Genomic DNA, 23432 nt, shown 5'->3' with positions numbered 1-23432 from the left:
AATCAGGGGACAAAGCAGGTCATTGTCCTGACCCGGATCGGACTATACCAGGAGGATTCTTCTATGGATATCACCATTTCTTCCAGCCTGACACCCAGAGAAAAGGATAAAATTTTCCTTCTTTTGGACGCATGCTATAAAAAAGAGCCCGTTTCCCTGACCTTTCCCACGGAGGAAGCCGATCATTATCTTCTTGCCTGGGAAAACGGCCGTCTCCTGTGCGCAGCCGCGCTTTTAAAGGAGGACGAGACCGTTTATGAATGCACCGCCTTCACCCGGCCGGACTGCCGGAGAAACGGCATCTTTGGAGCCGTTCTTGAAAAGGGCCTTTCCCTTCTTCCGGAGGATACGGAGCTTTTATTCTATGTAGACAAAAAAAGCCCCGATGCCCTGGAGGCCGTAACGGCCCTGGGCGCAGAGCTTCTTTCTGACGAACATATGATGGAGCTGGCATCAGATGCCGTCTCTGCCATGAAAGGCATGGGAAAAACGGGAGACCTGACGGTCACAGAGGCCATGGAGGGAGAACAGGCCATCCTGGTCTTTTCTGACGCCCACGGCTCTCTGAACATCTCCCTTTACGGCACCCACTATTACCTGTACGGCTTTGAGATCCGGGAGGGCCAGAGGGGGAGGGGCTTCGGGACCAGCCTGCTTATAAAGGTTCTGTCCTTCCTGGCAGAACGGGAGCCTCTTCCAGTGACGCTCCAGGTATCCGGCTCCAACGGCCCGGCCCTTTCCCTGTATAAAAAAACAGGGTTCCGCATCACCGAAACCCTGTCCCGTTATCTGTACTAAGCTTTGGACATCCAGCCATTTGGCCTATTGGCCGCACCGGCCTGCCAGACGGCTGTTAATCCTTGTCAAACTGCAGGAGCCTGGACGGATTTGCCCGGTTCTCGATCTTCTGCCGGATGGACTGCATCTTTAAGTCCGTCTGGGCAATGATCTCCGCGCACTCCTTTAATTCCTCGCTGATCTCGCCCGAGTCGTCCAGATCCTTTTTATACTTCATCTGGTGGTCCAGGCTGGCCCAGAAGTCCATGGCCATGGTACGGATCTGGACCTCCACCCGCATCTTCTCCTTCCGGTCGGAAAAGAATACGGGGATCTCAATGATCATATGGTAGCTGCGGTAGCCGTTGACCTTGGGACAGCGGATATAGTCCTTTACCATAAGAACGTTCACATCGTCCTGGCGGGCCAGCATCTCAGCCACCACATAAATATCGTCGATGAAGGAGCAGATCACCCGGATCCCGGCCACATCGTAAAGGTTTTCCGCCACCGACTGGACGCTCACCGGATATCCCCGGCGTTTCAGCTTTTCCAGGATGCTTAACGGCTTCTTCACCCTGGATTTGATCATCTGGATGGGATTTCTCTGGTAGCGCACCGCCAGATCGTCGTTGAGCACCTCCAGCTTGGTCTTCACCTCCCTGATGGCACAGGTATACATCATCATCATCTCCCGGAACTGGAGCGCCTCATTGAGAAAGCTGTCCGGGATATCCACGGTCATAGGAGCATTTACGGCAGACTGTACCAGGCCGCCGCTGGGATTCATAGTAATATTCATTTATTTATGTACCTCACTGATCTCATTGGAATTTTCTTTTCTCCATTATACATGATATGGGATGGCTTCTCAATGAAAGAATACTTAATTTTCTCTAAACCTTTCCATAACCTGTCCATCGGATTCTTTACAACGGGAACAAACCATGCTATGATAGCCATAGATGTAACTGGCAGACAAAGACTTGCCTGCATCACCACACAAGAATCCTTGGGAGGGTAAAATAATGAAAACTCTAGGCTACTACAATGGCAATTACGGACCGCTGGAAGAAATGACCGTGCCCATGAACGACCGTGCCTGCTACTTCGGCGACGGCGTTTACGAGGCGACTCTTGCAAAAAACGGAAAGATCTTCGCTTTAAAGGAGCACCTGGACCGTTTCTTCAACAGCGCCGGACTTCTTAAGATCGAAATTCCCTACACACGGGAAGAGCTGACCTCCATCCTTTACGATATGCTGGCAAAAATGGACGACTCTGAGATCTTCATTTACTGGCAGGTGACCCGCGGCACAGGGATCCGCCAGCACCAGTTCCCGGCTGCCGGAACAAAGGCGAACCTGTGGATCTTCATGAAACCTGGAAAGCACGGCGATTCCAGCAAGCGTCTGAAACTGACCGATATGGAGGACACCCGCTTCCTTCACTGCAACATCAAGACACTGAACCTGCTCCCCAACGTTATGGCTGCTGAAAAGGCAGAGTCCATGGGCTGCGGAGAATGCGTATTCCATCGTGGAGACGTGGTTACGGAATGTGCTCACAGCAATGTTTCCATCATCAAGGACGGCGTTTTCAAGACTCATCCCACCGACCACTACATCCTTCCCGGCATCACAAGGATGCACCTGGTACAGATCTGTAAGGACAATGGGATCCCTGTGGATGAGACTCCCTTCACCATGGAGGAGCTGATGGACGCCGACGAGGTCATCGTTTCCAGCTCTACTAAGTTCTGTGCACCGGCCTGCGAGATGAACGGTACTCCCATCGGAGGAAAGGCTCCCGAGCTGGTAAAGATCCTTCAAGAAAAATATCTGGAGAAATTTGAGAACGAAACAAAATAAGATGCAGACGGCGGCCCCGGATCGATTCAGTTCCAGGGCCGCCGCTTTTTATACTCCGGCTTTTTTACAGATATCAGAAAGGCAGCATCGTTCACAATGGGGCTTCGTCCTGGCGGTGCACACATCCCGTCCATGAAACACCAGCCGGTGGCAGAAATCGCTTCCCTCGTCCGGGGGGATCAGCTTCCACAGCTCCATCTCTACCTTCTTCGGTTCCTTTACGCCGTCCACCAGGCCCATGCGGTTCACCAGACGGATGCAGTGGGTATCCGTGACGATAGCCGGTTTTCCGAACACATCCCCCATGATCAGATTTGCACTCTTCCGCCCCACCCCCGGCAGCTTTAAAAGGGCGTCAAAATCGTCGGGCACCTTTCCTCCGTACTGGTCCCACAGGATCTTCATACAGGCGCTGATGTCCCTGGCCTTGCTGTGTCCCAGTCCGCAGGGCTTCACGATGGCCTCGATCGCATCGGGATCCGCCTGGGCCAGGGACTCCACATCGGGGAATTTCTCATACAGCTTTTCCACTACCACGTTGACCCGGGCGTCTGTGCACTGGGCCGCCAGCCGGACACTGACCAAAAGCTTCCATGCCTCGTTATAATCCAGGGTACAGCCCGCCTCCGGGTATTCCTTTTTCAGCCGGTCTATAATCTCCAGAGCCAGCTTTTTTCTTTCGTTTTCCATAAAACCTCTCCTTTATATCTGCTTCTATGGCATCCGTTTTCCCACTACACAGGCCCTTTGTCTGCTTCCACCTCATAGACCACATAGGGATGGCTTACATGATACCCAAGCTTCTCTGCCAGAGCTGCGGAGATCTCCGTATGGGCATCCCAGGACGGATAAAGCCCCCGCTCCAGGCATTCCAGGATCAGCGCCGCCCCGCAGGCAGAGGCCAGGTCCCGGTTCCTCATATCCTCCCGGGTATCGATCTCGATCTCAATGGCGTCCCGGCTCCTGGCATAGGAGGAGGCTCCTGCCAGCAGCTCGTTTCCACGGAAGGCCGCCACCCCCAGTCCCATGGCTTCATACGCCTCACAGGAGGGAAAGCAGGAAACCAGGTCCCGGCTCCATTCCTCCTTAAGGCATTTTCCATATAACTCCCCATGGATCCGGGAAAGGGTGATCCCCGCAGGAAGGGTCTCCACCAGGGCCCGCAGCCTGCCAGGGTCGAAGCAGTCCCCCTCTTTTTTTATGGCATACCGGGTATGCTCCCTGGCCCGGTCTCCCAGGACCTTTTTTATAAGCTCCCGCCAGGCTGCATCCGGCGGCGCCAGGAGCAGGTACTGCCGCCCATAATCCCAGGCTATGAGCCGTTCCTCTGGTTTTCCTGCCAGAAAACAGAAGTCTCCCAGGACTGCCGCTGCCGAGTCCATGCCGCCTGCGGTCCCATAAACGCAGCCCATCATTCCCTGGAGACAGGCGTCGATCATCACTTCCCTGCGGCCGGAAAACAGAAAAGCAGCCATGCCCGGCTCCTCCAGCCTGTAAATTCCCTCTGGGATCTTCATTCCGCAGCCTCCTTTTTCTTTTTAATACTGATACCGTTTCCTTTTTGCCGCCAAAAAGACCAGGGTCACGGCTGCCGCCACCAGCTCGGCTCCCACAATGGAGCCCCAGATGCCGTCCACGCCCCAGATCAGCGGAAACACCAGGACTGCCGTGATCTCAAACACCAGGCTCCTTAAAAAAGCAATGGCCGCCGAAGTAAGCCCATCGTTTAAGGCTGTAAAGAAAGCAGAGCCGAAAATGGCGATCCCGGAAAACAGGAATGAAAATGAGTAGATCAGGAATCCCCTGGCCGTCAGCTCCATGAGCCCAGCGTCATATCCCACAAAAAGCTGTGCCAGCGGCCTTCCCAGAAGCTCCGCCGCCCCGAACATGGCCGCGGAGGAAACTAAGATCACCGCAGAGCTTTTCTTTAACAGGCTGTGAAGCTCCAGGCGGTTTCCGGCCCCGAAATGGAAGCCCACCACTGGAGCCACTCCAGTGGAATATCCGATGAATATGGACAGAAAGACCATGTTCACATACATCAGGACCCCATAGGCAGCGACACCGTCCTCACCGGCATACTTTAAAAGCTGGAGATTATAGAGCATCCCCACCAGGGACATGGAGATATTGCTCATGAGCTCTGAGGAGCCGTTGATGCAGGCTTTGGCCAGAGCCCTTTTATCCAGGGATGCCTTTCCCAGCCGGAACAGGCTGCCGTTGGGCCGGGAAAAGTAGACCAGGGGGATCAGGCCGCCCAGAGACTGGCTTAAGGCCGTGGCCATGGCCGCTCCCGGGAGCCCCCACCGGAACACGGCCATAAACAGGTAGTCCATGACCATGTTTGCAATGCCGGAAACCACCGTCACTGCCAGTCCCAGCCTTGGCTTCTGGGCTGTGATAAAAAAGGTCTGGAACTCATACTGGAGCATGAACAGGGGAAGGGCCGACAATATGATCCGTCCATAGATCACACAGCTTTCCAGCATGATCCCCTCTGCACCCAGAAGCCTGGCCACAGGCCGGATCAGAAGCATCCCCAGGATACCGATCCCGATGCCGCAGCCGGCTGTTACATAAACAAACATAGAAAAGAGGCGCTGGGCCTTTTCATGCTTTCCCTCTCCCAGGGTCTTGGCGATCAGCGCCCCGCCTCCGGCTCCGAACATAAAGCCCACGGCTCCCAGGATCATTAAAAACGGCCATATAAAGTTCACCGCCGCAAAGGGCGTTTTCCCTACCAGGTTAGAAACAAAAAAACCGTCCACCACGCCATAAACCGACGTGAACACCATCATGATAATGGATGGGATCGTAAAGCGCATGAGCCGTCCTAAGCTGAAATGGTCTGATAACTGGATCTTCATACGCCAAGCCTCCCGGTCTTTTCCCGGAACTGCTCCAGGTATCTTCCTGTGAGCCGGATATACTGCTCCAGTTCTTCTCCGGTCCAGGAATCAAAGATCTCATTTTCGATCTTTATAAGACGGCCGGCCGTCTTTTCTGCCAGCTCCATTCCCTCCTCTGTCAGGCGGACCAGCTTTCTCCTGCCCCCGGGGCTTTCCAGGGTCAGGATCCCCTGGGCCTCCAGCTTTTTAATAGCCGAGTGGATGGTCTGCCTGCTGATCCCCGTCAGCTTCGCGATCTCCAGAAGAGGGCATGGATTCTCCCTGGAGCAAAGCGCATAAAGGATCATCATGGCGCTGTCTGAAAGCCCCAGCTTCAATGACGCATTGTGATATGCCTCGTCGATCTCAGAGGTCAGCAGATTATAATACTGAAGCTGCTCTGATACACATGGTTTCATATGTCGTCTTCTCCTTTCAGTCCGATTTCGTACTCTGGATTATAGTCCGAAATCAGACTGGTGTCAAGATTTTTATAAAGAGATCCTTCCATGCCCCGCCCATGGATCCTAAAACCCAAAAAGCGCTCTGACAGATCTCTTCCTGTCAAAACGCTTTTATGACTGCTACTTCCGATCTGAAAAAGCCGCTGCCTCCCGGATCCACTCCATCAGCTCATCGTCGATCTCCTCCTTACTGGCGGTAAGAACATGATGGGTCCAACGGCCTGGATACGGCTCTGTGGCCACATCGATCCTGGGGGAAACGACCTGGTGAGGCAGGCTGAACGTTACCACCAGAAACGGCTCCGGACAGTCCTTTTTCTTTCTGACCCGCATAAACGAAGCACAGGCAAACATGTGCTTATTATAAAAGGAAATCTGAGTTTTCTGAAATTTGACCCGGACATCGGGGATATCCTTTAATATTTTCTGCTCCAGGATCCTGTAAATGGGAAGCGCATCCGGGTGAAGTTCAAAAAACAAAAGCTGCTGGCTGTCCTCCAGACTCTCCTCCGGCAGCTTCCTCAGGATCTTTTCCATGGCTTTCCCCCTGGCCAGCTCATCCACCAGCTTATCCAGATAACGGATCTCCCGCATCAGCGGCTCTTCGATCTCCTCCACCCGTACACCGCATACAACGCCCTTGATCTCATTTCTGGCCGGATTGGGGGACGGAGCATTTCGGAAAAAATCGCCGTAAGAAAGCTCCGAATCCAAGGCCGCTTCAAGCTCTGTCCGTGTATAACCGGTCAGCCAGGTGATGATCTGGTCCACCTCCCCCTGGGTGCGTCCCTTTTTCACTGCCTTATTTACCAGTAAAAGATAAATTTTCCCGAATTTCATGTTATATACGTTTTCACTGGTCATTTCCCATTCTCCTTTTCACACCATACCGCAATCTCTGCCACCAGCTCCCAGTCCAGGGGCTGGTCATAAGGCAGCCGGATCGTCCCCTTCTGGGTCTGGTACCCGGTCAGCCGGTCCGCAAATTTCTCCACAGCCTCCGGTCCCGGATACAGCCCCACATGATTTTTAAATGCAGCAAACTGGATCAGATTGCGCTTTTTCCAATATGTGGGCATACTCCAGGATATTTTTTCCATGGTATCCGGGATCGCTGCCCGGATCGTCTCGTTAATCTCTTTTAAAAGCGGCTGTGCCTTTTCCGGCTGGTTTAAAATATATTCGTCAATGGTTTCCGGCGGCTTCCCGCAATAATGATCCTGGCCGTTACGAGCAAATGTACGGCCGCATTTGGGACATGTCCACATAAAAATTCCTCCTTAATACGTTTTAATCTATTTTTGCGCGAAGGGAACGACTGTCATACTGTTCCTGGTCCACGCCCTCCAGCTGGAAGTGAATATTGTCCCACCGGAACAGAGGCAACTTCCTTTCTTTCGGATGCACCTGGTTTCATATCTGCATTTTCTGTTTTTCCTGGTTTTCGCTTCTGGCTTCATTTGATTCTCCAAATTCCGCATTGACATCCTCTAATTTTTTAAATATACTGTATATAGAGGAGGCAAGAGCGTCGCTGGGGGAACCGTTTTTCGGGATGGCCCTGGTCTTGATCGGCGTATTACCTCCGTTTTTTCTGATAAATCTCATGTAAATACAAACGGTTATCTTTTGCGACCTTCACCGCAAAAACGACAAAATAATCTCCCGAAAATTCCCCTTTTTCAATGCGTATTTTCTCCGATAACAGCGCCACCCCATCCGCAGCCTTTGCGATCCTTTTGGTAATCCAACACCTTTCCATGATCTATGACTGCTGGTACTGCGCCAGATGTAATTGCTTCCATTCGGCCTATTCCATGGCCAATATCCTCTTTTATTCCCGCACAGCTCAGATAAACCTGTCCCAGTACATCAAGATTTTTTGTAGCAACCCTAATGCCATAAATCGACGCTTCATTCATGATCTGAAGACCGCCTATGCTATTTCAATTCACGCTCCCATGAGGGGAGCGACGACATAATGATATCCTGGTATGCCCGGCCTGCGGATTTCAATCCACGCTCCCACAAGGGGAGCGACGCCGGAGCCAGCATCACGACATCCAACACAGGCATATTTCAATCCACGCTCCCACAAGGGGAGCGACTGGGGAGAGGATGAGCAAAAGGGATGAATAAACCAATTTCAATCCACGCTCCCACAAGGGGAGCGACGATAAATTCTGGCGAGTGGAGACTGTACGGAAAAATTTCAATCCACGCTCCCACAAGGGGAGCGACCATACTGTAAAAGATCTCCGCTTTTATACTGATGATTTCAATCCACGCTCCCACAAGGGGAGCGACGAGCATCGCTGGGAGAAGAAACCAGATCCGCATAAATTTCAATCCACGCTCCCACAAGGGGAGCGACCCTATGAGGATATTGGCCTGGATCCGGTACAGGTATTTCAATCCACGCTCCCACAAGGGGAGCGACTTAAGATCTGGAAGATCACGGCCATAGAAACCGATTTCAATCCACGCTCCCACAAGGGGAGCGACTCTCACAGACATTTCCACACCAAGCAAAAAGGAGAATTTCAATCCACGCTCCCACAAGGGGAGCGACGGGAATCCGGAAGCCAGATGTGCCTGGTGCATCGGGATTTCAATCCACGCTCCCACAAGGGGAGCGACGGTGGAGCCGGAAAAGAAATCCGGCTGGATCCAGATTTCAATCCACGCTCCCACAAGGGGAGCGACAGGTCAATGCGATTTTATCGCAGAAAGAAAGATATTTCAATCCACGCTCCCACAAGGGGAGCGACGCCTCATCGCGGAGGATTAGAAGAAGCAATGAGAATTTCAATCCACGCTCCCACAAGGGGAGCGACATATACTCATGCTCCTCCTCTGACAAAAACGTCAATTTCAATCCACGCTCCCACAAGGGGAGCGACGGTTGAGGTCAATAATGAGTTAGAGTTAATGCGGATTTCAATCCACGCTCCCACAAGGGGAGCGACAGAGTATCGGATCCAGACCACGATCGCCGGAGTAGATTTCAATCCACGCTCCCACAAGGGGAGCGACGCAACAGTTACCGTTCATACTTTGCCGATACAATATTTCAATCCACGCTCCCACAAGGGGAGCGACGGGCGAGCTCCGCAAACCGCGCCGGAGCCGCCATAATTTCAATCCACGCTCCCACAAGGGGAGCGACGGTGTCTTCTGTTGGCTGCATGAACAGCAAGGAAAAATTTCAATCCACGCTCCCACAAGGGGAGCGACTATATTGCGGCATGAACTTATCCACGCATTTTTGTATATTTCAATCCACGCTCCCACAAGGGGAGCGACCAAATGGATTCCATGTTGTGGGCAATCAGCTCACATTTCAATCCACGCTCCCGCAAGGGGAGCGACTAATTCCGCATCGATGATGTCTGCATTATCATTATTTCAATCCACGCTCCCACAAGGGGAGCGACAGCAATTTTACACAAAATTCCATATCTGTTTTATTTCATTTTTACCAATCCTTTCCCCATATCATATTTCCACACACAGCCCGCTTCCGACTTTTAATCATTTTTTGTACATTTTTTCTGGTGCGAATCGCCCAGAGATTTCCTGTCTGCTTCCATTTCGCACCAAAACAATATCCGGCATTCTATAATGTCTGCTCCACAGACCTGCTATAAGATCAATACCTGATCTGCCGCAAGCCCATGATCCACGCCAACATGGTCTACCTTTGTCTGATACTTATTTCCCAGATAATAAAACCGCAGACTGTCCACCTCTTCGTCGATAAGTTCTGTCAGCTTTGCCTTCAGCGCTATGCACTGTGCCTGGTCTAAAAGACATTCAAACACTGAATTCTGAACTCTTCTTCCATAATTTACACACTGCTTTGCCACTTTACGGAGTCTTGCTTTTCCCGCCGTCGTTTCTGTATTTACGTCATAAGTGATCAATACCAGCATCGTTCCACCTCATTTCCATAAAAACACAGGATATCCATCCAGATCTCCACGAAGATATCTTGCAAGGAGCATGGCCTGTACATAGGGTACCATCCCCCATTCCACCTTTTCCTTTAAATATGGATGGGTGAGAGTCTCTTTCTTTTTATTCTGCCACTCTGTCAGAACCTTTTTTCTCAGTTCTGCATCCATCAGAACAGCTCCATTTTCCTTTCTGGTAAAATTCTTACCACTGACGATCCTTTTATTGATCAGTGACAGGACAAATCGGTCTGCCAGAACAGGCCGCAGTTCTTCGATCAGATCAAGCGCGAGCGATGCCCTGCCAGGCCGGTCGGTATGAAGATATCCTACGTATGGATCCAGTCCCACCGTTTCCAGTGCAGCGGTAACTGTATTGGTCAATAACGTGTATACAAAAGACAACAGAGCGTTCACAGGATCCAGAGGAGGCCGTCTGCTCCTCCCTTGAAATAAAAAATCTTTCTTCTGCTGTAAAATAAGCTGATCAAAAACGCCAAAATAAACACTGGCCGCCTCTCCTTCATATCCACGCAGCTGATCCTTCGACACGCTCCCGCGCACCAGTTCCATAGAGTTTTTTAAATATTGACTGGCTTCCTTGACTCGTTCTTCATCTATCTGCATCCCATGATCCCGAATTGCCCGCTCCAATATCCATCTGGCGTTATATATCTTCCCCAGAATACACGTTTTTGCAAGTTCCAGGCTCTCCCCCTCATCTCGGCTGCCGTCATACTGTCTCTGTCTGAGGATCACATTTCCTTTTACCTTTCCTGTCACCCTCGCCAGAAATTTCCCTTGAGGAGAGAGAAAACATAGGGAAACATTCCTTTCCGCACATCCTCCCATCAAGGCAGGGCTTACTCCCCGATATCCAAACGATACGATTCCCTCCAGGTTATGAAGCGGCAGCCGTCCAATCTCCTCCTTTTCCTCATAAACCACTACGTTCTCTCCATCCAGTCCCAGATAACTGTTTTCTGAAGTAACATAAAGCGTGTTCAGCAGTTTTTTCATTCCTGATCCTCCTCCAGAATATGGCTGAGATACGTTTTCACGGATTCCGTTTTTGAAAGCCCCGGCAGGCATATTTCCTTTAGAGAGCAGGAACTGCAGGCCTTTCTGCGCTTAACCTTTGGCGTGTACCCCCTCCGGTAATATTCGTGCATTTCTGAGAAACAGGACCGCACCTCCTGCCGCAGCTCTTCTGTGAACACAACCGTCTCCCTTCTCCTTGTCTCTCCATAAAAAACAGCACCTGCGGGAATCTCTGTGGAAAACATCTCTTCCAGGCACATGGCCTGGGCTGCCAGCTGCAGCCTGTCCTCTTCCGTCAGCTTTGGTTTTCCTTTTTTATATTCCACCGGATAGACAGAATACTGCCCTCTGTGGCCATGGAGGGAAATGCCATCCTCGCATTTATGAAACTCTACCAGATCGCATTCCCCGCTCACTCCCATTTCCCGCGAGGCCACAGGAAGGGCTCTGACCACCAGGACCCCGGCTCTTTTTTCTGTCAGATATGGATCGTGGGCCCGTTTATGCATCAGCTCCCCAATCACCGTATGGACATTTTCCTCCCATTGCTGCTCCACATGGATCAACGCCCACTGTCTTCTGCAGAATTTAAAATGCTGGATCCCTGAGATCATCAGATATTCTTCTTCTGGATATGCCATTAAACCATCCTTTTCATTTCCACTGAATCCGGAACGCACGCTTCATCGATCGTAACCGTATAATCCTGATATTTTCTTGGGTAAAGTACGCCTTCCTTTTTTTCTACCCTGACTGAATCAAACAGCTTATATGCCGGACAATCTCCCAGTTCCTTGCTGTGCTTAAATACGATCAGCTCCCGTACTGCCATTTTTCCTCTGGCTGCAGAATGGTCGTGTTCAAACATATTAAGGATGGCTTCCCACAAAAGCTCCAGATCGTCCTCTGTAAATCCTGTCACCTTACGGGCCAGATTAGCAGACACATATCCCTCTGCCCGGTACAGGCCATAGGGAACGATGCTCTTTCTTCCCATTTCTGTGGTCTTATTCTCTGCATCCTTTTCTGTCGTGATCGCAACCCGCGTGATCGTCACCTCCTGACTGAGGATCGGATCAATACTCCTGGCAAACCCGATCTGGACAGGGCCGCGAACCTGGCCGCAATTCAAGGACGCCTTTACAAATGTGGTCATAACTGCACCGAATGTACGTATATCATAAAAATTTCTGCACATATAATCTTTAAGCTTCAGATCCGCATCCGGGTCGCCTTTTTTCAGTTTTTTCAGCGATTCAGTCAGCTTTTTATCCTCCGTATCCATAACACCCAAAGCCTCGCACGCTTCCCTGTCGCTCCGGTTTAACGGTACATCCTCTTTAATATAGATCTTATACCCCTCTGCATCTTCCTTTACTGTCTCTATATAATTCCGGATCTTCCGTTTTAAACATACGTCTGTCACCAGTCCCAGACCGCTTTCCGGATCGATCCTGGGCATATTTCCGGCATCTGGATCCCCATTGGGATTTCCGTTTTCCACATCAAACAGGATCACAAATTCATATCTGTTTTTAATCGCCTCGTTCATTTATTTCTCCTCCTTCTTCTCATACCGTTTCTGCATCTGATGATAATACCCCAATGCGAATTCTCCCTGCTCCTCCAGGGACAGACGCAGTGGAAAATGCTCCAGCTTCCCCATAAGCTCTGTTAAGAGCCTTTCGTAAAAAATCTTTGAACTCCCTTTCTCCCGCTCCAGCTTCTTCAGATGACTGTTCTTCAACCGGTTTAAAATCGGAAATACGGAAGCTGGCGCCGTACTGGCCGAATTAAAATACCTGTCACGGATCGTTGAACGGATCCCCGGGTTTGTATCCATCTGGATGGATTCCAGAACTGCAAACAGTCTCCCAAGAACATAAGCCGTATCACAGCTTTCTGTATTCAGAGCCATAAAATTTTCCCCTTCTTTCCAATGATAATTTTGTATTAAATATGCCTTAATGATCTCAGCCCGTCCCCACGTAACGTTCCCCTGCTCGGCCCGGATCCGGATCAGTACATTTTCATAGAGGCCGGCTGGATAGCGTCCTCCAGAAAGGACTGCCTGGAGCACCAGGGATGCCATCCCGGGAACCGGCGTCCGGTCCTTTGCATTTGGATTTACCGTCTGATCCAGCATATCCCTTATACCGAGGTATTCACGTTTTTCCCACGACGGCCTTATGACCTCCATCCGTTCATAATGCTCTGCCAGACGTGTCAGGATGTTCCCAAATGAGTTCTCATAAAAGAAACGGACAGACAGCCTCGCCGCATTGGGAGATAGTCCCAGAATATAGAATCTCTGTTCCAGGTCCAGCTGCACCCCGTTAAGATCCATGGACTGTCCCCGTTTCAGCTTTGTAAATATGTCCTTCAAAGCTTCCTGGTTGTCTATTTTCGGATCTGCTGACATAAAAAAGGAATCCTGATACTCCTCCTCTCCGCTCTCCGCCCAGAACACGATCATGGAATCCCCAAGGCGAATCGCATGTTCTCTTTGGTCCAACAGATAATTGAGGGCTGTCGTATAGGCGAATTCCGCATATTTTCCCACCGGAGCATTGTAGCTCTGCTCTTTTCCATAGGATTCAAAGGAGGGGGCGTTAAAGGACACCAGCGCTGCCCCGCTGGACTGGGCTCCAGGCACTCCTTTGATCCCCCGGTGGATCCTGGCGATCTCGGTCCGTTCCCCGGTGACCAGGCAGACTCCCTGCGTTCCCGTTCCCATTCTCTCCAGGCTCTTTTCCCAGGCCTCTCTGATCCATGGATCCTCCTGGGCATAGTCCATTCCCATGACAAAGATCAGATTCCCTCCATCTGTGACCTCCTGCCATTTTTCCCTTATTACAGGATCCTGTTCCGCCTCCTCCGGATCCCAGGTCTCAAAAAACAAACAGATGGCATGGGCCATTCTGCCCCCGATCCCGTTCAGAAGCTTCAAATGCCGTTCCCTTGATGCCTGAAAGCACTCCAGGACCCGGGGACTTGTCCCATTCGCATCGATCCCCAGGATATACTTTGAATTATCACATAGAAAATTGGCTGCCACTCCAGAAGAGCGGGTCACCATTTCCGGAACCATTAAAGATACAGGAACCCATACCTTCTTTTTTCCGCGGTCTGCTTCCGTTTTCATGGGAAGGATCCCAGTTATCCTGCCTTCCTCTGACAGATTGACTGCATAGGAGACCTTTGCCTTACACCAGCCTTCCGCCGCCACTTCTTCACGTTCTGCCAGCCTCTCATATAATCCCACTAAAGCGTCAAGGATCATCGTATCACCTCACAATCCCGCAGATCGATCACACCTCTTTTCATCACAGCCCGGAAAAACATAGGAACCAGATCTTCTCTGTCCGTGTAATCCATATCGTACAGCATAAAGCCCAGATCCTTTTCCTCGACTGAGTCATAAGCTGTTACGATATCTTCCTCCTCGCAGATGGAAAACCGGACCGGAAACTCCCTGCATCCAAAATATGGTGTGTGGAAACACTCTCCCCTCCTCAGCCTCCGCATGATGATATCCTTAAATTTTCCTGGGTTATCTGAAGCAGAGGCGTTTTCTGTCATATCGAAGTGGGCCTCTATCACATATTCCACATCGCACAGCAGCCTGGAGGCTCTCTGGACGATCTCATCTTTTGTACTAATGTAAAGCGCTTTATCCAGGCCATTATATGCCTGAAGGACACTTCCGGCTGCGATCTTGCTTTTTACCTCATTCCTCCGCACACTGGTAAAACGGATGGGCTTTACCACATGGATCTTATCGATCACCCACCGCATCCCTGGATGCCAATAAATTGCATCTAGGATCCCTCTGGCTGCGGAAGGCGTCATGACATCGTATGAACATCGCTCCACTTTAAATTCCGGTCTGGAAAACAGAGCATAGTCTCCCCAGACTCTGATCTTTACACCTATTCCCATAACTTCTCCTTTTCTGCCCTTTACAAAACCTCCCCTGCCTGATAGCATGCCGCGATATAGTCTCTGGGCTGGTAATAGAAATCTGTATTAAAATCCGATATACTGGCATTGATCCAGGAATGATATACCTCCCAGATCCCCTTTAAAATATCTCCGTCGCTGTAACAGTCCTCGATCAGCCGTTCATATACCTCTCCGATATCCCAATAATCGGGAACCGTATATCTGCATTTCTTAACGTTATCAAATCCCCCCATTTCCGCCCCTGTTTCTTCGATAAATGTTTCCGATACCTTTTCCATCGGCTCACAGTGGAATACATCCGCGTATTCATAGATCCGTTCCAGCCGCTCTTTTCCCAGAATATCGGTGATCTCTTCCCTGCTTCTTTTTAACCTTCTTCCCATAAACTCGATCAGACTGCATGTAAAAAAAAGCCTGTCATTATTTTTCTCTGCCATATGCTTCCTCGCTTTTTATAAATTGCAGCGTATCCAGCGCCGACACCGTATGGAAACTGATCTGATGAGTCGGGTATTTAAACCGGGCAAGCTCCCAGAATGCGGCTCTGGATATCTTTCCGTCCATAAAATTCTGAATATAATTATAGATCGTATCATCTGCCATGGGCCCTTCCACAATATCATAGGTGTGGGAGATCCCCCTGCGGCAGGATACGATAAAATCCAGCCATTCCTTTGTCATCTCTTCAAACACCAGATAGTTCAGTCCCGGATCCGGCGTATATTCATAAGTATTTATAAAACCTGTTTTCCCATACCGGGATGCCCACCTTACAGCCTGCTCCCGGTACTGGGTGCAGTAAAAGCCAAAATAAAAGTCCTTATTAAATCTGGCCTTTCTGATTTCGGGAAATTCTACGGTCTCGCTGCTGCCATGGTATAATAACATATGCGCCTCCTTTTCTTCTGTTTTTACTATACTACACGCTCCATGAAAGTTCAATACTTTTAATTACATTAATTTTAATGAAATATTTTATATCATAAAAATACACTTGAAATTTGGATGGATTTACTATACCATTTATTTGTCTGGCTTTACCCAGGGGATTGAAATATTAATATTAGTTGTAACACAAAAAGTAGCAGCGGCAGTAGGAATTTTTTGAGTTCCCCTGCCGCTGCTGCTTTTTTAATGGTTTTTTCACCATTCCAAAGTTCTCTGTGAAACTAACCGCTTCTGAATCTCCTAAAAAAAGCTGGCGATCCCTGTCTCTATCTCCAGATCCAGCCCCATCTCATCGGTATATCGTTCCTTCGCTGTCAGTTCATAGAGATTTCCCAGTTCCTCTAAAACAGGCCGGATCATCCCTGCCCCCGACAGCTTATCAAGTACATCCTTATGCACAGGCACACAATATTGCTGGAGTCTGCGCAGATCTTCCCTGGTGCATCCCCTTACATGGATCTGCCTCACAAGTTCTTCTGCCTCTTCTTCCCTTGCTACCACAACTGAAATCGATTCCTCCTCGATCAGACGGAACTCTTTTCCAACCGTAGCAAACGGATAGCTCTTATTTTTAAACGCCTCCAGGATCTTCTTTTTATCCAGGCTCTCATCCCTCACATGATAAAGACGCCGGAAATATTCTTCCACGGATCCAGTGGAAGAAAACTCCATTCCTTCCTCTAAAAGGCTTTTCGCTATACCGGTCTGCTGGGCCTGACCGGGAGGTGTCTTTTCTCCCTCCAGAGAGAATGTAAAAACGTTGCTTTCTCCGGCTCCTCTTTTTCCTTCCCGGTTGCACCTTCCTGCCGCCTGGATCATGGAATCCACGCCTGCAAGCTCGCGGTATACGGTATCAAAATCCAGATCCACTCCTGCCTCCACCAGACTTGTGGAAACAACAAGACACTTTCTTCCATCGTCCAGACGCGTTTTTATTTCCTCCAGGACCCGTCTCCGGTGGCTTGGGTACATGGACGTTGAAAGATGATAAACGCCCTCGCTCTTCAGTTCCTTATAAAGCTCCTGTGCCTGTCTCCTGGTATTTACGATACAGAGCGCCTTTCTTTCCGCACTCAGGTGCTCCTCCAGCTGACTTTTTGATACAGTTCCCAGGTCACAGAAGGTCGTCCGTTTAAAAAAGCGGAACTGCTCTTCCATACGGGGACAAAGCTCTGTGATGTGCCTTTCCTTTGGAAAAAAGGGCCGCAGCGCCGGCTGTGTGGCTGTACAGAGAACTGCGCTGACCCGGTAATTGGCAATCAGCTCCTCGATCATCGCCGTACATGGCTTCAGATAATCCGTCGGAAGCATCTGGGCTTCGTCAAAAATGATCACGCTGTTGGCAATATTATGGAGCTTTCTGCACCTGGAAGACCGGCTTCCATACAAGGACTCAAAAAACTGCACATTGGTCGTCACGATCACTGGCTTATCCCAGTTCTCCGCCGCCAGATGCATGGCCTTTAATTCCTCTGTTTCCTCCAGTCCCTCTGCCGTAAAATCGTCCATATTGCTGTGGTGCTCCAGGACATTTGAATCTCCCAGGATTTCCCGGAATACAGCGGCGTTCTGTTCGATGATACTGGTATACGGGATCACATAGATCACCCGGTCCATCCCGTGCTTTACAGCATGACGCAGGGCGAATGCCAGCGACGAGATCGTTTTTCCTCCGCCAGTCGGTACTGTCAGACGGAACAGTCCCCTTTCCATAGAGCCGGACTCCAGACAATGCCTCAGGATTTCCGTTCTTCTCCCATTGACAGTCTCCTCCTCATCGCTTTCCAGCCAGCCCGAAATATACATTTCAAGTCGTTCCAAAAGGGATTCCAGGGAGTCCCCAGGAAGCCTTCCTGTCTCTCCGTCCTTCATAAACATTTCTGTGTCCAGAAAATCCGCATCCACAAGGCAGGAATAGAGCATCCGTATGAACACACTCATGGAAAAATCCGGGTCATGGGCTTTTTTTACGTCAAAAGGAACGGATGCCAGTTCGGGAATCTTGATCTCGTTCCGGTAAGCCTGATAATCCTCCAGCTTCCTTTTCCTCCTCCCACACAGACTGGAAGAACCGGCATCATCCGTCGGTGCTCCATAATTGGGAAGTCCGGCATGGTGCCCGGCAATGCAATACCCCATAAATCCATACATACCGCCTTTTTCAAAGCACACCTGCATTCCGGCGCTGGAATGATCCACCCGCCTGTCGCTGTTCTCCGTTATTTTTTTCTGGAATGCTGCTGAATACTTTCCAAGATCATGAAGAAGGCCGCAGCAATACCCCCAATCACGTTTTCCAAACCGGGACGCAAATTCACCGGACAGCACGGCCGTCCCTTCCAGATGTTCCTTTACCGTCTGGACCCTGTCTCCACATGTATGTCCCAGATATCTCTCCATAAACATTCCCCTTCCTACATAAAATCAAACAAACTCAGCTGCTTCATCCCTGTCTCCCCCGGTCCACGTACCGTCTCCCGCAAAAGAGCCTCTTCCGGCAGCTCTGAAAGGAATACGGACGGCTCCCCGGAGGTCAGAAGGACCAGCTCCTCCTTTGCCCTGGTCATGCCCACATAAAACAGACGCCGCTCCTCCTGGAGTCCGGCTTCCGGATCTCCTTCTTCCGGCCCGGATCCAGCCTTTCTGTTTTTAAAATACTCCAGAGGGATCGAATTCTTCCGGACCCCGTAGAGGATCACTGCCGGAAACTCCAGGCCCTTGGACCCATGGAGCGTCATGAGGGAGACAGTATCCGCCGTACAGCAGCCTCCTCCCCGCCGCATTAGGTCTCCTTCCTCTCCAAAATCCAGCAGGTATAAAAATTCCTCCATGGTCTTATGGAAGACAGCCATGGCCGAAAGCTTTTCCACCGCCCCATCCCCGGCCAGTCCCATGTCCCGGCTCCATTTTTCCACCAGCGCCGCCGGCCGTTTCTTTTTCAATGGCCTGTATGCCTCCAAAAGCGCCGGATCCCAGCTCCCTTCTTCTGGTGAGTCTCCGGTCCCGTTTCCGTACAGCGCCCGGAAAAACTTCAGAGCCCTCTGTACGTTCTCCTCTTCCAGAAATGAGCCCTTTCCAGTGACCGTATACGGGATCCCCTCGGTTTTCAGAAACTCCTCCATTTCCTCCACCTGGCGGTTGGTCCGGCACAGCACCGCGATATCTGAAAAGCTTCGGATCTGTTCCTCTCCAGAACGGGCCCGTTCCCCGGCATCCAGCATGTCGATGCCGCCCACCATCCGGCTGATCTCCCTGGCGGCAGCGATCCCCTCGGAGCGTCTGCCGGACGCCGTCAGCACGCGGACCGGCAGGCCATTTCCTGCCATAGGAAGCAGTTCCCTTTTCTCACCTGGATTCTTCGAGATCATGCCGCAGGCGGCGGTTGTGATCCACGCCGTGGACCTGTAATTTTCCCGGAGCCGGATCACCTCCGTTTCCGGAAAATCCTCCATAAGGCGGGCAAAGCATTCCGGATCTGATCCCCGGAAGCCGTATATGGACTGGTCCGGATCCCCGATCACAAAAAGCTCATCCCCCTCCCGGTTCCATGCCAGGATCAGCTGGTATTGCAGGGGGCTGATATCCTGAAACTCATCCACCAGAAGATATCGGAACCGGCGGCAGAATTTCCGGACCGGCTCTGATGCCAGGTACAGAAGCCCCAGAGCCTCCGTCAGAAGATCGTCAAAATCCATGAGCCCCTGCTCCCGCATCCGCTCTTCATAGGCCCCTGCCGCTTTTCTGAGCCCCTCGGACATGGGTTCCGCTTCTCCTGCTCCCAGGATCCTTTTTGTCTTCTCCTCCGATACTGCCCTTAAAAGCTCCGAAGAACGGAGCTTCAGTCCCATGTCTTCAATGACTGCCTCCGCCAGCTTCTGGCACTCCAGGCCGTCTGCCAGTACGGTCTCCTTACCCGCTGCCTTTAAAAGCGCCAGACAGATGGAATGGAAGGTTCCCGTCTGGATCCGTCCCGCGGCGCTCCGGTTCGGCATTTCCCTCCGGAGGCGTTCCTTCAGCTCCCCGGCTGCCTGGTTCGTAAAGGTGACCGCTGTGATCTCCGACGGCTTTACGCGGCGGAGCTCTGTAAGGCAGCGGATCCTGGCCGCCAGGGTTCCGGTCTTTCCTGTTCCCGGCCCCGCGATCACGGCCACGGCACGGGCCGGGTGCTCTGCCGCCCGGCGCTGCCCCTCATTGAGGCGGGCCAGGAAATCCGCTTCCAGGATATTTCCATCCATGCCCTCTGCCCCGGCCCGGACACTGGAGTCACGGATCTTTCCTGCCAGCTCCAGGTCCCCGGTATCACATGCCTCTCTCCTGTCTTCCTTTCTGTCATCAGAAGCCCAGGACTCTCCTCCCCCGGCTCCAAAGATCCCGGCCATGGTCATCTGTCCATCGGGGTTTTCCAGCTCGTCTGGCCGGAACAGCCGGATCGTTCCGTACTCCCCGTCAAAGCCCGGAAGCCGTGTGACCTCCCCGTTCCTAAGGCGCCGGATTCCTTCTGCCGCCAGACGTCCAAAATGGCGGAGAATGTCCTCGATGGGCACTTCCCGGAGGATCTCAAATTCCGTCCCCAACACCCGGAGCATATCCAGATATTCCTCCTGTACCCTTTTACTGGCCGCAGACCTCCCGGTGGAAGCGGCGATCACCTCCGGCAGCGGGACCAGGCTCTCAAAGGGCTTTCTTCTCTCCGGAAGGAAGCCCTCCGGCCGGTCGGCCAGCTGATCGATCCGGTGGGAGACGCCCATGGTCATCTTCTTTTTACATACCGGACAGATCCCTCCATGGCTCTCCGCCTCCAAAGGACTCATGCAGATATGGCATTTCCGGTGGCCGTCAAAATGGTACTTTCCCTCCTCAGGAAAAAACTCAATGGTGCCGGCCAGTCCGTTCCCCGTTTCCACCGCTCTCTTAAGCCCCGCATAGGACAGCTCTGTATCCAGCAGGTTCGCTTCTCTTCCCAGCTTTGCAGGAGAGTGGGCGTCGGAATTGGAAATAAGCTGGAAACGGTCCAGAGCCGAAAGCCGCCAGTTCATGGGCGGATCTGAGGAAAGCCCCGTTTCCACCGCATGGATATGGGGAGCCAGGTCCCCGAAGCACTCCTCCACCGTATCGAAGCCGGAGCAGGCCCCGAACATGGAAAAATGCGGTGTCCAGATATGGGCCGGAACGAAGATGCCGTCCGGACATGTCTCCAGCATGATCTCCAGGAGATCGCGGCAGGAAAGCCCCAGGATCGGCCGTCCGTCTGAGTGGATATTCCCGATGGCCTCCAGCCGTTTCGATAAAAGCTTTGCCTCCTCCAGTCCCGGCAGCAGGATCAGGCTGTGGACCTTCCGGACCCTGCCGTCCTGTTTATAAATGGAACTGATCTCCCCGGAAACCACAAACCGGGTCCCTTTGCACGCTTCTCCCTCTCCCGGCTCCCGCATATACTCCTTCTTCAGCCGGCAGAGCCCGTCCTCTGCCGGGACCAGCTTTTCCTCCAGCTCAGCCCGCCAGGCAGGATGGGTAAAATCTCCTGTGCCTAAAAGACGGATCCCCTTTCGCCTGGCAGAAAGCTCCAGGGTCTCCGGCGTCAGCTCCCGGCTGGTGGCCCTGGAATACCGGGAATGAATATGCAGATCTGCAATATACATCAGCGATTCCCTCCTTATTAATTTCCAATGTTTTTCATTTTGCGATTGCAGAGCCAAAGCCAAAATGGTATGATATAGACCACAATTCCATTTTAGGAGGTACTATGGAAAAGAAAAAAACAGACCTTAAGGAGATCCTCTCCTTTTTACTGATCCTGGCCGGAAGCGCCATCCTGGCCATCAACATGAACACCTTTGTGGAACAGGGAGGCCTGGTGCCCGGCGGTTTTTCCGGACTCTCCAAGCTGATCCAGAGGGTGGCCCTGACCTTCTTCGGCCTTAAGATCCCGTTTACACTGTTAAACGTATTTTTTAATGCCATTCCGGCCATGCTGGCCTACCGCTTTGTTGGGAAAAAGTTTACGATCCTTTCCTGTATCAGCATCGTGGTGGTCTCTGTCCTGGTGGACCAGCTTCCCGTAACTCCCATCACCGGCGATATCCTGCTGATCTCCGTATTCGGCGGCATCATCAACGGCCTGGGAATGAGCCTGATCCTCAACAACAATGCCAGCAGCGGCGGCACAGACTTCATTGCCATGACCTTATCCGCAAAATATAAGATCTCTACCTTTAATTACATGCTGCTCTTCAGCGCTGCCGTGATCCTGACCTCTGGCTTCCTGTTTGGTATGGATAAGGCCCTGTATTCGATCATCTTCCAGTTCTGTAATACCCAGGTGATCAATACCTTTTATAAAAAATACCATAAAAAGACCCTGCTGATCATCACCGAGGATCCGGCATCCATTTCCGCTGACATCCTGGAGCTGACCCATCACAGCAGCACGATCTTTAAAGGCATGGGCTTTTACAGCGCCCATAAAAAGTACCTGATCTACACAGTGCTTTCCGACAGCGATGTGCGGAAGGTTCGGAAACAGATCCTGGCCCATTACCCCGGCACCTTCGTCAGCGTGTTAAACTCCAGCGACGTGATCGGAAATTTCTACATCCAGCCTCTGGAATAGCCGCAGGCTGTGGTTAAAACCGCAGCTTCCGGTATTCCCGGGGGGATAATTTTTCATATTTTTTAAAAAAACGTGAAAAATAGTATGGATCTGTAAATCCCAGCGTTTCCGCCACCTCCCACACCGGCATATCCGTATGTCCCAGCATCTGCCTGGCCCTCTGGGCCAGCTGCCGGGACATATATTCTTTTAATCCCATCTTTGTATCCTGCTGGAAGGACCTGGAAAGCTGATGGACCGGCATATCCATGGCATCCGCCAGCTCCTGGATACGGAGCCCTGCGCTCAGATGCCCCTCCAGATAATCCAGGACCGACCTCTGGCGGTAAAATCCCCGGAAGGACTCCAGATACCCGTCGCCCCCTGCTCCCTGTTCAAAAAAGTCATAGACCAGGCGTGAAAATACCGCCTTCAGATAAAGGAGGCCTCCGACGGATTCCTTCTGGACGGCTCCCAGAATGTCCTCTAAAAAATCCCATTCATAAGGAAGCCCCCAGACCTTCCCCAGATGGCTGAACAGATCCACTCCTGGGAGCAGCTCCATGGTAAAGTGGATATAAAACTTCTGCATGGTGCTGGGACACACGTAGCTGTACCGGCACTCCGCCGGGACCAGGTACACGTTTCCCGGAAGAAGCTCCACCCGCTCCTCCTCATTTTCCAGGTATGCCTCCCCGTCCATCATAAAATAGATCCGGTTGAACGGCGACCTGGTATTTGGAAAATTCCATGACGTATCTCCGTAAAACATAGCCGCTTCCAGGAGATTTAGGCTTAGAGAGCCCCAGTTTCCCGTAAGAAACGGACATTCAAAAATTCCATCCATCCAAAAAGTCCATCTTTCTGTACAAAAATCCCATGTACTTATTCTAAAATTTATTATATAGTCATGCCCATGAAAACACAACAGC

21 protein-coding genes, 2 pseudogenes and 1 CRISPR repeat array are annotated in these 23432 nt (G+C 51.4%); of the genes and pseudogenes, 3 read left to right on the top strand and 20 right to left on the bottom strand.

All coding sequences use genetic code 11. From position 1 onward, the window contains the following. Positions 1–63 precede the first annotated feature (63 nt). Positions 64–798, top strand: a complete 735-nt coding sequence (locus ACI6NM_RS01030; RefSeq protein ID WP_262427565.1) for a GNAT family N-acetyltransferase — start codon at positions 64–66, stop codon at positions 796–798. Between the two features lie 55 nt (positions 799–853). Here the strand turns inward: ACI6NM_RS01030 and ACI6NM_RS01025 are convergent, their stop codons facing one another. Then, positions 854–1579 (bottom strand): GTP pyrophosphokinase, encoded by a 726-nt coding sequence (locus ACI6NM_RS01025; RefSeq protein WP_262427564.1) that lies wholly within the window; start codon positions 1577–1579, stop codon positions 854–856. Between the two features lie 226 nt (positions 1580–1805). Here ACI6NM_RS01025 and ACI6NM_RS01020 point away from each other — a divergent pair, with 226 nt between their 5' ends. Further along, entirely contained in the window at positions 1806–2648 is an 843-nt protein-coding gene (locus ACI6NM_RS01020; RefSeq protein ID WP_022273591.1) for a D-amino acid aminotransferase, read from the top strand. A gap of 48 nt (positions 2649–2696) precedes the next feature. Here ACI6NM_RS01020 and ACI6NM_RS01015 read toward each other — a convergent pair whose 3' ends face one another. The 18 genes and pseudogenes from ACI6NM_RS01015 to ACI6NM_RS00930 all read right to left on the bottom strand — a co-directional run bounded on the left by ACI6NM_RS01015 (position 2697) and on the right by ACI6NM_RS00930 (position 21550). Next, on the bottom strand, positions 2697–3338 hold the full coding sequence (locus ACI6NM_RS01015) for an endonuclease III domain-containing protein (protein WP_262427563.1): 642 nt from the start codon (positions 3336–3338) through the stop codon (positions 2697–2699). Between the two features lie 44 nt (positions 3339–3382). Continuing rightward, a complete protein-coding gene (locus ACI6NM_RS01010; RefSeq protein WP_262427562.1) occupies positions 3383–4165 on the bottom strand; it encodes a GNAT family N-acetyltransferase in 783 nt (260 codons plus the stop codon). A gap of 21 nt (positions 4166–4186) precedes the next feature. Next, entirely contained in the window at positions 4187–5515 is a 1329-nt protein-coding gene (locus ACI6NM_RS01005) for an MATE family efflux transporter (protein WP_262427561.1), read from the bottom strand. Continuing rightward, positions 5512–5955, bottom strand: coding sequence for a MarR family winged helix-turn-helix transcriptional regulator (locus tag ACI6NM_RS01000; RefSeq protein ID WP_158357220.1), 444 nt, complete (start codon positions 5953–5955; stop codon positions 5512–5514). The genes ACI6NM_RS01005 and ACI6NM_RS01000 overlap by 4 nt, the downstream gene beginning before the upstream one ends. Before the next feature lie 165 nt (positions 5956–6120). After that, a pseudogene (locus ACI6NM_RS00995) lies at positions 6121–6450 on the bottom strand (DUF5655 domain-containing protein); the annotation flags it as partial. A gap of 69 nt (positions 6451–6519) precedes the next feature. Continuing rightward, a pseudogene (locus ACI6NM_RS00990) lies at positions 6520–6864 on the bottom strand (DUF2200 domain-containing protein); the annotation flags it as partial. Further along, positions 6861–7268, bottom strand: coding sequence for an iron chaperone (locus tag ACI6NM_RS00985; RefSeq protein WP_158357218.1), 408 nt, complete (start codon positions 7266–7268; stop codon positions 6861–6863). The pseudogene ACI6NM_RS00990 and the gene ACI6NM_RS00985, both read right to left, overlap by 4 nt. A gap of 414 nt (positions 7269–7682) precedes the next feature. Further along, positions 7683–7922, bottom strand: a complete 240-nt coding sequence (locus tag ACI6NM_RS00980; RefSeq protein ID WP_262427560.1) for a hypothetical protein — start codon at positions 7920–7922, stop codon at positions 7683–7685. A gap of 21 nt (positions 7923–7943) precedes the next feature. Beyond that, positions 7944–9437: a CRISPR direct-repeat array (repeat unit 32 nt; unit sequence ATTTCAATCCACGCTCCCACAAGGGGAGCGAC). A gap of 207 nt (positions 9438–9644) precedes the next feature. Beyond that, positions 9645–9935 carry a CRISPR-associated endonuclease Cas2 gene (gene cas2, locus ACI6NM_RS00975; protein WP_158357212.1) on the bottom strand — a complete coding sequence of 97 codons (291 nt, stop codon included), beginning with the start codon at positions 9933–9935 and terminating at the stop codon, positions 9645–9647. Between the two features lie 9 nt (positions 9936–9944). Continuing rightward, a complete protein-coding gene (gene cas1c, locus ACI6NM_RS00970; protein ID WP_262427559.1) occupies positions 9945–10976 on the bottom strand; it encodes a type I-C CRISPR-associated endonuclease Cas1c in 1032 nt (343 codons plus the stop codon). After that, positions 10973–11638: a CRISPR-associated protein Cas4 gene (gene cas4, locus ACI6NM_RS00965; protein WP_262427558.1), complete on the bottom strand. Its 666-nt coding sequence runs from the start codon at positions 11636–11638 to the stop codon at positions 10973–10975. The genes cas1c and cas4 overlap by 4 nt, the downstream gene beginning before the upstream one ends. Continuing rightward, positions 11638–12549, bottom strand: coding sequence for a type I-C CRISPR-associated protein Cas7/Csd2 (gene cas7c / locus ACI6NM_RS00960; protein ID WP_158357206.1), 912 nt, complete (start codon positions 12547–12549; stop codon positions 11638–11640). Before cas7c ends, cas4 begins: the two co-directional genes overlap by 1 nt. Then, the gene (gene cas8c, locus ACI6NM_RS00955; RefSeq protein ID WP_262427557.1) at positions 12550–14280 is read right to left on the bottom strand and encodes a type I-C CRISPR-associated protein Cas8c/Csd1; all 1731 of its coding nucleotides are present in this window, start codon (positions 14278–14280) and stop codon (positions 12550–12552) included. Further along, positions 14277–14939 (bottom strand): type I-C CRISPR-associated protein Cas5c, encoded by a 663-nt coding sequence (cas5c, locus tag ACI6NM_RS00950; RefSeq protein ID WP_262427556.1) that lies wholly within the window; start codon positions 14937–14939, stop codon positions 14277–14279. The genes cas8c and cas5c overlap by 4 nt, the downstream gene beginning before the upstream one ends. A 20-nt stretch (positions 14940–14959) precedes the next feature. Next, complete coding sequence (locus ACI6NM_RS00945; protein WP_215653557.1) at positions 14960–15400, bottom strand: hypothetical protein; 441 nt, start codon at positions 15398–15400, stop codon at positions 14960–14962. Further along, on the bottom strand, positions 15384–15851 hold the full coding sequence (locus tag ACI6NM_RS00940; protein WP_262427555.1) for a DUF3990 domain-containing protein: 468 nt from the start codon (positions 15849–15851) through the stop codon (positions 15384–15386). The genes ACI6NM_RS00945 and ACI6NM_RS00940 overlap by 17 nt, the downstream gene beginning before the upstream one ends. 300 nt (positions 15852–16151) lie before the next feature. Then, positions 16152–18311 carry a CRISPR-associated helicase Cas3' gene (cas3, locus tag ACI6NM_RS00935; RefSeq protein ID WP_262427554.1) on the bottom strand — a complete coding sequence of 720 codons (2160 nt, stop codon included), beginning with the start codon at positions 18309–18311 and terminating at the stop codon, positions 16152–16154. A 14-nt stretch (positions 18312–18325) separates the two neighbouring features. Further along, positions 18326–21550, bottom strand: a complete 3225-nt coding sequence (locus ACI6NM_RS00930) for a UvrD-helicase domain-containing protein (protein ID WP_337811137.1) — start codon at positions 21548–21550, stop codon at positions 18326–18328. Positions 21551–21654: 104 nt separating this feature from the next. Here ACI6NM_RS00930 and ACI6NM_RS00925 point away from each other — a divergent pair, with 104 nt between their 5' ends. Continuing rightward, positions 21655–22521, top strand: a complete 867-nt coding sequence (locus ACI6NM_RS00925; RefSeq protein WP_022273942.1) for a YitT family protein — start codon at positions 21655–21657, stop codon at positions 22519–22521. A 13-nt stretch (positions 22522–22534) separates the two neighbouring features. Here the strand turns inward: ACI6NM_RS00925 and ACI6NM_RS00920 are convergent, their stop codons facing one another. After that, entirely contained in the window at positions 22535–23347 is an 813-nt protein-coding gene (locus ACI6NM_RS00920; RefSeq protein WP_158357189.1) for a helix-turn-helix domain-containing protein, read from the bottom strand. Between the last annotated feature and the right edge of the window lie 85 nt (positions 23348–23432).

It is taken from the genome of Pilosibacter sp. YYHA0881, assembly GCF_051602715.1.
Taxonomy (GTDB): domain Bacteria; phylum Bacillota; class Clostridia; order Lachnospirales; family Lachnospiraceae; genus Alitiscatomonas; species Alitiscatomonas aceti.
This window is presented reverse-complemented; position numbering and strand designations above follow the sequence as displayed.